This is a genomic window from Novosphingobium meiothermophilum, from assembly GCF_003171715.1.
Taxonomy (GTDB): domain Bacteria; phylum Pseudomonadota; class Alphaproteobacteria; order Sphingomonadales; family Sphingomonadaceae; genus Novosphingobium; species Novosphingobium meiothermophilum.
Window position 1 is genome coordinate 84600 of record NZ_QGHL01000008.1, and the last position, 12178, is coordinate 96777.

Below are 12178 nucleotides of genomic sequence, written 5' to 3' on the forward strand. Positions count from 1 at the left end.
GCGACGCGCTTATTCGGCGGCGAGCTTTTCGACCGAGGCGTATTCCTCGACCATCTGCGCGGCGACGTCGTCGTTGAACTGCTGCGGCGGGTGCTTGCAGAAATAGGCCGACGGGCCGATCAGAGCACCACCTTCGCCGCGGTCAAGCGCCACCTTGCAGCAGCGGATGGCATCCATCACGCAGGCTGCCGAGTTCGGGCTGTCCTCAACCGAAAGGCGCAGTTCGAGGTTCATCGGAACATTGCCCCACTGGGCGCCTTCGAGGCGCAGGAAGCACAGCTTGTTGTCCTTCTGCCAGGGAACATAGTCCGAAGGACCGACGTGGATGTTCTCGTCGTCGAGGCGTTGGGCCAGCATGGCCTGCACGGCTTCGGTCTTCGATTCCTTCTTGCTGCCCAGACGCTGACGATCGAGCATGTTCATGAAATCGGTGTTGCCGCCGGTGTTGAGCTGGTAGGTGCGCTCCACGTTCACGCCGCGGGCGGCGAAGAGGCTGGACAGCACGCGGTGCACGATCGTGGCACCGACCTGGGCCTTGATATCGTCGCCCACGATGGGGATGCGCTTTTCGCGGAAGCGCGCTTCCCATTCCGGAGTCGAGGCGATGAAAACGGGCATGCAGTTGACGACGGCAACGCCGGCTTCAAGCGCGCATTCCATGTAGAATTCGGTGGCTTCCTGCGAACCGACGGGGAGGAAGTTGAGGAGGACTTCCGCGCCCGAATCCTTGAGAGCCTTCACGATGTCGGCCTGCGTGGCTTCCGGTTCGTCGGCCACGATGAAGCCCTTTTCGCCAACCGTGGTCATGTGCGGGGCAACGCCGTCCGACACGCGGCCCATGATGACCTTGCCGCCGGTGAGGGGCACATTGGGCTGGAACACGGTGGTGTTGTTCGGCGCGGCGAAGATGGCTTCGGCAATATCCTTGCCGACCTTGCGCGCGTCGACATCGATGCCGAGCACGAAATCAACGTCGCCGGCGCCATAGCCGCCGATCCGGTCGTGGATGAGCCCCTGCGACGAATTGTTGTTGCGGTAGTAGGCAACACCCTGCACCAGCGAACTGGCGCAGTTGCCCACGCCGATCACGGCGACCTTGATTGGCTTCATGAACTACGATCCCTTCAGACAGACGCAACGCGTCTCAATGTCACGTCATTGTGAAATCGCGCGCCAAAAGCAAGAAGTTTGCGTCCGGTCAAGCGCGTTGAGTGGCTGGAGCATGGGGTTCCTGCCCTTTCGTGCGGTTTTTCACACACTGGTGCGCTTCCTGCACCACCCCCCGGCAATCATGGCCCGGCACTCATGACGATGCCCTTACTGCAAACGGGCTGCCGACGCCAGTGCGCTTGCAGTGCCGCAGAGCAGACAGCGGCGGCAAATCCATCTCCGCGCATCGTCAGGCCGGGAGATTGCCTTCGCGCAGCAACCCTGCGGAAATCGGCCATTCGGAGCGGCCAAGGCCCAGCCTTGCCGCCGCCCGTTCGGCGCCGAACTCCGCGAACAGGGTTTCGTAGTGCGCCACCATGGCATCGACCGCGAAACGCTGGACGCGCGCCTTTCCCGCCGCGATCAGACGGGCGCGATGCGCAGGATCGGCGATCATCCGTGCCATCACGCGCGCCAGCGTTGCGGCATCATCGACCGGTACGATCTCGCCCGATATGCCCGGTTCGACAATGTCGCGCGGGCCGTAGCTGCAATCGGCATGGACAACCGGAACGCCGCAGGCCAGCCCTTCGGCAAGGGCCGTCGGGAAGCCTTCCCAGCGCGAGGGCTGCACCATGAGGTCCGCCCGCGCCATCCATGCATAGGGATTGGCCACAAAGCCGGTGAAGCGCACATGGCTGGCAACGCCCAGCGTGGACGCCAGTGCCTGCAACTCGCCCAGACAGGGGCCTTCGCCCAGAAGGACCAGATCGTGGGTGCGCCACAGGCCGCTGCTGGCGTAGGCCGAAAGCAGCGTATCCTGCCCTTTCTGATAGGCAAGCCTGCCCACGTTGACGATGAAGGGCCGTTCGGGAAGCCCGTCCACGGGCTGGGCGACAGCGGCGGCGATTGCTTCCAGGTCGATCGGGTTGTTGATCATCCTGACCTGTGTGGCGCCAAGCCGCAGGTCACCGACAAGGCCGCAGGCCATGTCGGACGAGTTGGTGAGAATCGCATCGGCCTTGCGATAGACATGTCGTGTCAGACGCAGCGAAAGCGACTTGATGAGCGCGTTGGGCGATTCCCGGTCAGCCACGGCGAGGACATTGTTGCCTTCGCGAATGATCCACCGCGGCCTTGATGACAGGCCGCGCATGGCCAGCCAGGTGAGAAGGGCCGTGCCCTTGAAGAAGCTCATCACCACGTCGGGCTGGACCTGTTCGATGATGTGGCGGAACGCGGCCGGGCCATGGAAGGCGGCCTTCGTCAAGGTGGCGGGCTTGAACAGGGCGCGGTTCTCGCCCTCGAAGCGGAAGTGCTCTTCCGATTGCGGGGCGACGATCACGCGCGCCGGATCGATCGAATCGAGATAGTGGCCGCTGGCCCGCAGCAGGCCGAGCCGAAGGTCGAACCGGGACGTGTCGACCCGCTCCATCAGCTTGGCCGTGACTCGTTCGGCACCGCCGCCCACCCATGAACCCATGAGAAAGAGGCAACGGATCCGGGCGTCCGCCTTCAGGGCCGAGGTGGGCGATTGATACATCAGGTTCCCGGTTTCGCAGTTTCGCGCGCCCGATGCCACCCGCACACGCCTTCGGCAAGTAACTTACCGCGTTAATAGCGACAAGATGCTACCTTTCGGCAACAGTTTGCCCCAACTTCGGTTCGCTGATTGCGTCGTTTTCGTGAACCGAAGCTGTATGAATGCGTCCGGCGTGTGCAGGATTTGGCATGGATGCCCGCCTTGATGTATGCGCACAGCCCCACATGAAAGGTGATCGGTGACACAGTCAGGCGCAGATTCTCAGGCAGGCGCAGATTCTCAGGCAGGCGCAGATTCTCAGGCAGGCGCGGGTTCTCAGGCCGGAGCGGGCGATGCAGGCGCGGCGCGCGCCGCGCTGCCGAAGCGCCCCATGCGTCCGCGTGAATTGCAGGACAGGCTGAACTATCACCTCTACCATCCGCTGGCATGGCGGCTGGCCAAGGCGCTGGCGCATACCCCGGCAACGCCGAACATGGTTTCCATATTCGGCGGTCTGCTGGTTGTGGCCGCAGGCGTGGTCTATTTCAACATGGACGCAACCGGCGGCACGTGGCGGCTTGGCTGGCCGTGGGGCGCGATGCTGGGCATGGCCCTGCACATGAGCTGGCACGTGGTGGACGGGGCTGATGGCGACCTTGCCCGGATCACTGGCAGATCAAGCCCCATCGGCGAGATGGTCGACGGGATCTGCGACTATGTCAGCCATATTGTCCTTTACGTGCTGCTTGCCTTGGTCCTGACCCGCCAGATCGGATCGGGCGAGGCATGGGCCTGGACGCTTGCCGCCGGGGCCTCGCACATTGTGCAGTCGAACCACGTCGAGGTGCAGCGCCGCTTCTATCAATACTGGACCTATGGCGTTCCCTGGCTGAACAATGCGAAGGAAGGGGGATCGGGCCTGTTCGGTTCTCGCGGCTGGTTTGCCCGCCTGCTGGAACCCGTGGCGCGTGCCTATCTCGTCCTTGCCGCCGGTATGACGCCCTATGCCCGCCAGATCGACGAAGCGGTTAGAGCGGCAACGGCAGAAAAGAATGTGGCGCGGCTGGATGCGATCCGTGCCGAGGTTGCGCGCGAACAGAAGCCCCTGCTGGATTTTCTGAAGCTGCTTGGCCCCAATCCGCGCGCCATCGTGCTGGGTCTGGCGATGATCGCGGGCAGCCCGGTCTGGTATTTCTTCTATCAGACGGTCGTGCTCAACCTGCTGCTGGTCATTTCGGTGCAGCTGCACAACCGGGCGGCAAAGGCCACGGCATCGCGGATCGGCTAGGACGCAGTTGCCAAGGTTCAGCCGAATTCGCGGCGCACGGCCATGAGCGAGAGCAGGACCACGATCAGGGCCAGCGCCTCCATGACGCCCCATGCCAGCCATTGCGAGTGGCTGTAGAGCCAAACGCCGATCGCGGGGGCCGCAATGTAGGCCGCCCCGTTGACCGAGGCGACGATCCCCGCCGCCTGTCCCTGTTCCAGCGGGCTGACCGCAAGGCTGGCCCCGGATGTGAAGCCGGGCCGGAACAGCCCGAAGCCCAGCGAGGCGACCGCGAAGCCGACCGCGATGGTGTGCAGGTCGTCGCCCGTGGCTATGGGCACAATGCCGAGCGCGGCCAGCCCCATGCCCCACAGGGTTGAGGTGCGCGGGCCAAGCCCCAGCATCGGGATCAGGCCCCACTGCGCCAGCAGGGTGGCTACCGCCCCGGACATCAGCACCAGCCCCACTGGCCCGGCACCCGCATCGGGATCACCGCGCAGGCCCAGCCGGTCGAGAAGCAGAAATCCGATCACTCCCAGCAGCATGGCCTGTGCATGGCCGCCGAAAAGCCCCGCCAGCATCCACGGACGCAGCCGCCGGTCTGTCCAGCGCAGGCGCTCGATGGCCCGGTGCGGTGTTTCGGACCCATCGGGTTCTTCGCCTGTCTCTTCCGGTTCGTCCTCGACCAGACGCGGGTTGGACGATGCGCTGAACGGTTCGGCCATGACCGCGCCGCGTCCGGCAAACCGGGGGTCATCGTCAGGCAGGCGGGTGCGCAGCAGGATCAGCACAATCACGCCAAGCACCGAAAAGATGATGAACGGCCCTACCAGCCCAAGGCCGGGCAGGATCATCAGCGGCGCCAGCGCCGGTCCGAGCACGGTGCCAAGGCCGAAACTCGATGCGACCAGCGACAGCGCCTTGGTGCGGTCCGCCCGTCCGGTGCGGCTTGCCACATAGGCCTGAACCGCAGGCGGCGCTGCCGAACCCAGCAGGCCATAGAACGAGCGGAACAGCGCGAACAGCCCCATGGTGAGGGCCGCGCCGAACCAGCCGTCCAGCCCGAAATGCAGGACCGCACCGCAAAAGCCGAACGAGAGGATGAAGCCGATCACCCCCAGCGCCATCATTGCCTTTCGTCCGCGCCGATCGGAGCGGCGCGCCCAGAACGGTGCGAGCATGACCCAGAGCAGGGCCGACCACGAATAGGCAAGGCTGACCCAGACATCGGCCACGCCAAGCCTTGTTCCGATCGAAGGCATGACCGACTGCATCGCGGTATTGCCCGCCGCCGTCACCAGCATGACCGCAAACAGAAGCGCCATGCGCTCTTTCGGCAAACGGTCGACGCCTGTGCTCATTCCTCGTCCTGCATCGTTGTCCACCATTGGTTCATCCGGACTGGGTAGGCCGGGCGCGCGCGGCTTGCAATGCAATGACAAATTTGCGACTCGCAGGGCAACACCGACCGGAAGAGGACTTTTTTCCGCAATGACATCGACCCAGGTGGCGCGTGAACCCCTGATCCGGCGGGTCAGGCGCAAGGCCGAGCGCATGTTCGGTCCGGCCGGCATCTTTTTCAAGGGCTTCCTCAAGCATCCGGCCATGGTCGGCGCGATCCTGCCCTCCTCGCGCCGGACGATCGAGCACGTCCTTTCGGTGGTCAACTGGGACGAATGCCGTCTGTTCGTCGAATATGGGCCGGGCGTCGGCACATTCTGCAGGCCGGTTCTCGAAAAGCTCCGGCGCGACGGGATGCTGATCGTGATCGACACCAATCCCGATTTCATCGCCTATCTGCAGAAGACCATCGGCGACAGCCGGTTCGTGGCCGTTCACGGTTCGGCGGCCGAAGTCGAGGAGATCATCCGCGCCAACGGGTTCGAGCAGGCCGATTACGTGCTTTCGGGCCTGCCCTTTTCGACCCTGCCCGAAGGTGTCGGCCCTGCGATCATGGCGGCAACGCACCGGGTGCTGCGCCCTGGCGGCGCGTTTCTGGTCTATCAGTACACCGCGCGGGCGCGCGAGCTGATGGGCAAGTATTTCCCCCGAATCGACAAGGGTCTGGAACTGGCCAACGTGCCGCCCTGCGTCATCAGTTGGGGCTGGAAGGACTGAGCGCCCGGCGAGACGTGCCCTAGCCGAAGATGTCGTGCACCCCGCTTGCAGGCTCTCCGGCAAGCTGGCGATAGACTGCGGCCAGCATCGCCACGAAATAGACCAGCGCCCCTGAGGTGAGCGCGCTGGAGACCGCGGCGGTCAGCACCTGCTGCAATCCGCCCGATGTGGTCAGCACCAGCACCACGCCGACGACCATCATCAGCAAGCCGTAGATCACCGCGAAGAGCAGCCCGGCGAGGAGAAAGAACCCCAGCATCCGGCCGGAGTTGCCGCGGGTCAGTTCCCACGAGCGCTTCAGTGCCTGCACGGGGTTGCGCTCGGCCTCGATCGCCAGCACCGGGGCAACCAGCGCCATGCGCAGGCTGCACCAGATCATGGCGAGAAAGGCCGCCAGAACGACGATGGCACCCACGGCCTGAATGCCTGTCAGCGATGCAGCGCTTACCAGCACCAAAAAGGCCATGCCCAGCGCGCCGCCAACGATGATCTGGGCCAGCACATAGGGGCCAAGTGCGCGGAAACCCTGCCGGATGGCCTGCCGCACCGTTGGCCGTGCAGGATCGGTCATCACGATCAGCATGGTCACGGTGCCAGCCATCTGCAACAGGGTGACAACGATCAGGAGCGGCAGCGAGGCTGTCCATGCCTCGGCCAGCCGTTCCATCATGGCGCGCGGCGGAGTGCCTGCCGCCATCTGCGGTTCGGGCACGAAGACCGAGAAGGCAAGACTGGGCAGCAGAAAGAACACGCCGGCAATGGCGAGCAGCATTTCGCGGTTGGCAGCCACGAGGCGGCTGGCGTTCTTCCAGGCAAGGCTGGCGTCGAGACGGGGCATCATGCTGCGCTCTCTAGCAGCGCGGACGGGTTCCTGTCGAACCCTGCGATAGATGCTCTTGAAGCGGCGGCCCATGTGCGCCATGCCGATGCGCATGGCCGATCCGCAGACCATCGAAATCCGCCGCGAAACGGCGCAGGTTCCCTATCGTCAGGCGCTCGACGCCATGGCGCTGCGCAATGCCGCCATCGCCGATGGCACGGCGCGCGAACTGATCTGGCTGCTCGAACACCCGCCTGTCTATACCGCCGGGACCAGCGCATCGCCCGATGAACTGCTTGATCCGCGTTTCGAGGTGGTCGAGGCCGGGCGCGGCGGGCGCTATACCTATCATGGTCCGGGACAGCGGGTGGGATATGTCCTGCTCGACCTGCGCAGGCGCGCGCGCGACGTGCGCGGTTTCGTCCATGCGCTCGAAGGCTGGGTCATCGATACACTGGCCGATTTCGGCGTTGCATCGTGGCGCGCCGAAGGCCGCGTGGGCATCTGGACCCACGGTGCCGACGGGCGCGAGGCGAAGATCGGCGCCATCGGCGTGCGCATCCGCCGCTGGGTGACAATGCACGGCTTTTCGGTGAACCTTGCGCCCGATCTTTCCCATTTCGGCGGCATTGTGCCCTGCGGTATCGAGGAATACGGCGTCACCAGCCTTGCCGCGCTGGGCCAAGAAGTTTCGCAAGACCGGTGGGACGAAGCGCTTCTGGCCCACATGGGCCGCTTTCTCGAAAGGCTAGACACGCCGTGCCCGGTCGCTGCCGAAGGGCAAACATCTGTCAATCCATCGGAGCCTGCATGAACCGGACCAGCATCATTCTTGCCCTTTCGGGTGCGGCCCTGCTGCTCACCGGATGCGGCAAGCAGCCGGATGAAACCAAGACCGTTGCCGAGGGCGGGGAAGTGCTGCCCGGTTCGATCTCCGACGCGATGATCGATCTTGACACGTCGACTGCCGCGCCGCCGATGGCTCCTGCCAGACCTGCCCCGGCCAAGAAGGCATCGGCCACGCCAAGCGAGGCTGCCGAAGCCGCAGCGGCCGATGCGCCCGGCGCCGCCGCGCAGGGATCAGCCCAGGCCGAGTAGCTGGCGCGCCAGCCGGATGTGGGGCTGGTCGATCATGCGCCCCTTGTATTGCAGCGTTCCGGCATTGGGGTTCTGTTCGAACAGATCGAGGATGGCCCGCGCTTCGGCCAGTTCCGCCTCGCTGGGCGCGAAGGCGGCATTGATGATCGGCACTTGCGAAGGGTGGATTGCCAGCATCCCGGAAAAGCCATCGGCGCGGGCTGCCTGTGCGGCGCGCCTGGTTGCCGCGGCGGCGCGGAAATCGTCATGCAGGGTATCGATTGCCCAGATGCCGCGTGCATGTGCGGTCAGCAGGCATTGCGCGCGAATGAAGCTGAAGACATCGGTCCATGCCCCCTTCGCATCGCGCTTGCGGCTTGCACCAAGAACGGCCGACAGGTCTTCCGCGCCCCATGTAAGCCCGGCAAGGCGCGGCGTTTCCACATCGATGTAGGATGGAATGGTCAGCGCCGATCGGGCCGTCTCGCTTACCAGCGGGAGGATGCGGGTAGAGCCGATGGCAATCCGGTGCCGTTGTTCCTGCTCATAGATTTCGGCGGCGAGCTGGCGGATCTGTTCGGGGCCTTCGCACTTGGGCAGCATCACCCCGTCGGGTGCGCCGGCCATGACCTCGGCCAGATCCTCGCGCCACAGATCGGTATCGAAGGCATTGATCCGCACCCAGCGGGCAACCGGGCGGCTTTGCGTCAGCTGCTGGCGATGGACCGCAAGCCAGTTGCGCGCCAGTTCGCGGGCCTGCGCTTTGGCAGGCACGGCCACCGCATCTTCAAGATCGATGATCACCGCATGTGCGCCGGTCTCGATGGCTTTTGCCAGCTTGCGCTCGCTGTCGCCGGGGACGAACAGCCATGATCTGGGCACCATGCGGCAATCTACTCCTTGCAAGCGACAATGGCTGTCAGGCTGCGCGCCCGCTCAGGCGGCCGCCGCTTCCTCGGCCAGGGTCGGGTAATCGATATAGCCGTGCTCGCCGGGGAAATACCACGTTTGCGGCACGCCCTTGTTCGGATTGATGTGCGCGCCGGTGCGGATGCGTTCGACCAGATCGGGGTTGGAAATGAACGGACGGCCGAAGCTGATGGCATCGGCCCGGCCCGATGCCACATCGGCGGCGGCCTGCTCTGGCGTATAATCGCTGTTGAGCACCAGCGGCCCCTTGTAGATCGCGCGGATCACGCCATCCTGCTTGGGCACCTCGGTGGCGCCGAAGGTGCCGTCCGGCCCCGGCTGGCGCAGTTCCACGAAGGCAACGCCAAGTTCCTGCAGGACGCGCGCGGCCTCGCCGAAGGTGGCGGCCGGATTGCTGTCATCCACCCCTTGCGAATCGCCATTGGGCGAAAGGCGGATAGAAGCCCGCTCACGGCCCCAGATGGCGATCAGCCGCTCCATGATCTCGCGCATGAGACGCACGCGGTTCTGCGGGCTGCCACCGTAATCATCGTCGCGCAGGTTGGTGCCATCACGCAGGAACTGGTCGATCAGGTATCCGTTGGCGGCATGAAGCTGCACGCCATCGAAGCCTGCCTTCTTCGCGTTTTCGGCGGCGTGGCCATAGTCATCTACCAGACGCGGCATTTCATCCAGCCGCAGGGGCCGCGCCACGGCGAAATCCTGCTTGCCCTGCGGGGTGTGAGCCTGTCCCGGCGCCTGCGTGGCCGAAGCCGAAACCGGCGGTTCGCCGCCCAGAAAGCTGGGGTGGACGATCCGGCCCATATGCCAGAGCTGCATGATGATGCGCCCGCCAGCCTTGTGCACGGACTCCGTCACCGGCTTCCATGCCTCGGTCTGCGCATCGGTCCAGATGCCCGGCGCGCTGGGCCAGCCCAGCCCTTCGCGGCTGATGCCGGTCGCCTCGGAAATGATCAGCCCGGCGCTGGCGCGCTGGCGGTAGTATTCGGCCATGATCGGCGTGGGCACGCCATCGGTCTTGGCGCGGCCGCGCGTGAGCGGTGCCATGATGATCCGGTTTGGCGCGGTGATTGCACCAAGATTCAGGGGCTGGAACAGCGGTTCGTGCATGGTAGGGGCCTGTTGCAGGGGTTGCGATGCGAAACCTCTGGGTTTCGCTTTGCAACGGGATTAGGGGGCGGCCATGCGCAATTCAAGTGACGTGGCCCCGAAAGATCATGACATGTCCGATCATGGCATTTCGGATATTGACTTGGCGGATCAGGGCGTAGCCGATCGGGGCGGGCCGGACCGCCAATCGTCTCTCCGGCCCACTGCACGCCATTTCCTTGCCCTGCTGACGGGCAATGTCGCGCTGGCGCTGGGGCCATGGTTCGTGCGGATTGCCGACAGCGGCCCGGTTTCCGCCGGGTTCTGGCGGCTGGCGCTGGCCTTGCCGCTGCTTGCCCTGTTTGCCCTGTTTGCCCGAACGATGCGCGAACCGATGTGGGGCTATGCCCGCAGGGACTGGTGGATCATCATTGCCGCGGGCGTGGTCTTCGCACTCGATCTGGCAAGCTGGCATGTCGGGATCGAACGGACCCGGCTGGGCAATGCCACCCTGTTCGGCAATTCCGGCAGCGTGATCCTGATGGTCTGGGGGCTGGTGACTATGCACCGCCGCCCGCATGGCCGGCCACTTCGGCGCGAATATGCCGCGGTGGCGATGGCGCTGGGCGGTGCGGGGCTGCTGCTGGGGCGGTCGATGGAAATCGATGCGCGCACCTTTGCCGGAGACCTGTTCTGCATCCTCGCCGGGCTGTTCTATGTCGTCTATATCCTGCTGGTGCAGGGCATTCGCGCCCGCTTCGGATCGTGGAGCCTGCTGTTCTGGTCAAGCCTTGCCGGATGCCCGGTAATGCTGGGCACCGCGCTTGCGCTGGGCGAACCGGTGTGGCCGACGAACTGGTGGCCGGTGATCGGCCTGATGCTGGCCAGCCAGATCGTGGGACAGGGCCTTCTCGTCTATTCGCTTCGCCACTTTGCGCCGCTGGTCGTGGGTCTGGTGCTGCTGACGCAGCCGGCGATATCGGTGCTGGTCGGCTGGCTGGCCTTCGCCGAAGTGCTCGCCCTGCCCGATGCCATCGGCATGGCACTGGTGGGCGCGGCGCTGGTCATGGCAAGGGCGGGCGAGGGGAAGGCGGGCTGATTCAGCCCCCGAAAGGCTTTGCCCCCAGATCGCCCATGCCCACGGTGCCGCTGGCCATTTCCAGCATACGGTCGAGGCTTTTCTTGGCGGCGAGGCGCAGGGTTTCGTCCATCTCGATGCGCGGCTGGAGATCGCGCAGGGCGAGGTAGAGCTTTTCCAGCGTGTTCAGCGCCATGTAGGGGCAGATGTTGCAGTTGCAGTTGCCGTCCGCGCCGGGCGCACCGATGAAGGTCTTGCCCGGTATGGCCAGTTCCATCTGGTGGATGATGTGCGGCTCGGTCGCCACGATCAGCGTATCGCCCGGCATTTCCTTGGCATAGTTCAGGATGCCGCTGGTCGAGCCGACATAATCGGCATGATCGAGGATGTGCGGCGGGCATTCGGGGTGCGCGGCCACGGGGGCCTCAGGGTGCTTGGCCTTGAGCTTGAGCAGTTCCGTTTCCGAAAATGCCTCGTGCACGATGCACACGCCCGGCCAGAGCAGCATCTCGCGCCCGAACTTGCGGTTGAGATAGCCGCCAAGGTGCCGGTCCGGTCCGAAGATGATCTTCTGGTCCTTCGGGATCTGGGCAAGGATCGTCTCGGCGCTCGACGAGGTGACGATCACGTCCGACAGCGCCTTAACCTCGGTCGAACAGTTGATGTAGGTCAGCGCGATATGATCGGGGTGCGCTTCGCGGAAAGCCTTGAACTTGTCGGGCGGGCACGAATCCTCAAGGCTGCATCCGGCCTTCAGATCGGGCAGGACCACGATCTTGTCGGGCGAAAGGATCTTGGCGGTATCGGCCATGAACTTCACGCCGCAGAACGCGATGACCTCGGCATCGGTAGCCGCTGCCTTGCGCGAAAGTTCGAGGCTGTCGCCCACGAAATCGGCCAGATCCTGGATTTCCGGGCGCTGATAATAGTGCGCGAGGATCACCGCGTTGCGCTCCTTGCGCAAACGGTCGATCTCGGCGCGCAGATCAAGGCCGGAAAGATTGGTGGGCTGGGCTGTCATCGCGCTCGGTTCCTCTGGCCCGGCAGACCGCGCCGGGACGGGTGTGGACTTAGGGGCTTGGCCAGCGTCCCGCAACACTCTTGCCATACTTCAGACCTGCACGTTGC

At 64.8% G+C, this 12178-nt stretch carries 12 protein-coding genes; 5 read left to right on the forward strand and 7 right to left on the reverse strand.

All coding sequences use genetic code 11. From position 1 onward, the window contains the following. Positions 1-9: 9 nt before the first annotated feature. Together DKM43_RS08945 and DKM43_RS08950 are read right to left on the reverse strand one after the other, a co-directional pair. Positions 10-1110, reverse strand: coding sequence for an inositol-3-phosphate synthase (locus DKM43_RS08945; protein WP_109798165.1), 1101 nt, complete (start codon positions 1108-1110; stop codon positions 10-12). A 289-nt stretch (positions 1111-1399) separates the two neighbouring features. Next, entirely contained in the window at positions 1400-2632 is a 1233-nt protein-coding gene (locus tag DKM43_RS08950; protein WP_161554061.1) for a glycosyltransferase, read from the reverse strand. 430 nt (positions 2633-3062) lie between these two features. Between DKM43_RS08950 and DKM43_RS08955 the strand changes: the two genes are divergently transcribed. Then, complete coding sequence (locus DKM43_RS08955) at positions 3063-3959, forward strand: CDP-alcohol phosphatidyltransferase family protein (RefSeq protein WP_109798444.1); 897 nt, start codon at positions 3063-3065, stop codon at positions 3957-3959. Between the two features lie 17 nt (positions 3960-3976). Here the strand turns inward: DKM43_RS08955 and DKM43_RS08960 are convergent, their stop codons facing one another. Next, positions 3977-5263, reverse strand: coding sequence for an MFS transporter (locus DKM43_RS08960; RefSeq protein WP_109798167.1), 1287 nt, complete (start codon positions 5261-5263; stop codon positions 3977-3979). Between the two features lie 166 nt (positions 5264-5429). Here DKM43_RS08960 and DKM43_RS08965 point away from each other — a divergent pair, with 166 nt between their 5' ends. Beyond that, entirely contained in the window at positions 5430-6056 is a 627-nt protein-coding gene (locus DKM43_RS08965; RefSeq protein ID WP_109798168.1) for a class I SAM-dependent methyltransferase, read from the forward strand. 19 nt (positions 6057-6075) lie between these two features. Here DKM43_RS08965 and DKM43_RS08970 read toward each other — a convergent pair whose 3' ends face one another. Continuing rightward, positions 6076-6897, reverse strand: a complete 822-nt coding sequence (locus DKM43_RS08970) for a glycerophosphoryl diester phosphodiesterase membrane domain-containing protein (protein WP_161554062.1) — start codon at positions 6895-6897, stop codon at positions 6076-6078. 91 nt (positions 6898-6988) lie between these two features. Between DKM43_RS08970 and lipB the strand changes: the two genes are divergently transcribed. Both lipB and DKM43_RS08980 read left to right on the forward strand, forming a co-directional pair. After that, positions 6989-7690, forward strand: coding sequence for a lipoyl(octanoyl) transferase LipB (gene lipB, locus DKM43_RS08975; protein WP_201739818.1), 702 nt, complete (start codon positions 6989-6991; stop codon positions 7688-7690). After that, positions 7687-7974 (forward strand): hypothetical protein, encoded by a 288-nt coding sequence (locus tag DKM43_RS08980; protein WP_109798170.1) that lies wholly within the window; start codon positions 7687-7689, stop codon positions 7972-7974. The genes lipB and DKM43_RS08980 overlap by 4 nt, the downstream gene beginning before the upstream one ends. Here the strand turns inward: DKM43_RS08980 and DKM43_RS08985 are convergent. Both DKM43_RS08985 and DKM43_RS08990 read right to left on the reverse strand, forming a co-directional pair. After that, positions 7957-8838, reverse strand: a complete 882-nt coding sequence (locus tag DKM43_RS08985) for an HpcH/HpaI aldolase/citrate lyase family protein (protein WP_109798171.1) — start codon at positions 8836-8838, stop codon at positions 7957-7959. The genes DKM43_RS08980 and DKM43_RS08985 overlap by 18 nt on opposite strands. A gap of 51 nt (positions 8839-8889) precedes the next feature. Continuing rightward, the gene (locus DKM43_RS08990) at positions 8890-9993 is read right to left on the reverse strand and encodes an alkene reductase (protein ID WP_109798172.1); all 1104 of its coding nucleotides are present in this window, start codon (positions 9991-9993) and stop codon (positions 8890-8892) included. Between the two features lie 73 nt (positions 9994-10066). Between DKM43_RS08990 and DKM43_RS08995 the strand changes: the two genes are divergently transcribed. Beyond that, positions 10067-11071 (forward strand): DMT family transporter, encoded by a 1005-nt coding sequence (locus DKM43_RS08995; RefSeq protein WP_236632479.1) that lies wholly within the window; start codon positions 10067-10069, stop codon positions 11069-11071. A gap of 1 nt (position 11072) precedes the next feature. On the opposite strand, the gene nadA is transcribed toward DKM43_RS08995, so the two are convergent. Then, positions 11073-12071 carry a quinolinate synthase NadA gene (nadA, locus tag DKM43_RS09000; RefSeq protein ID WP_109798174.1) on the reverse strand — a complete coding sequence of 333 codons (999 nt, stop codon included), beginning with the start codon at positions 12069-12071 and terminating at the stop codon, positions 11073-11075. Between the last annotated feature and the right edge of the window lie 107 nt (positions 12072-12178).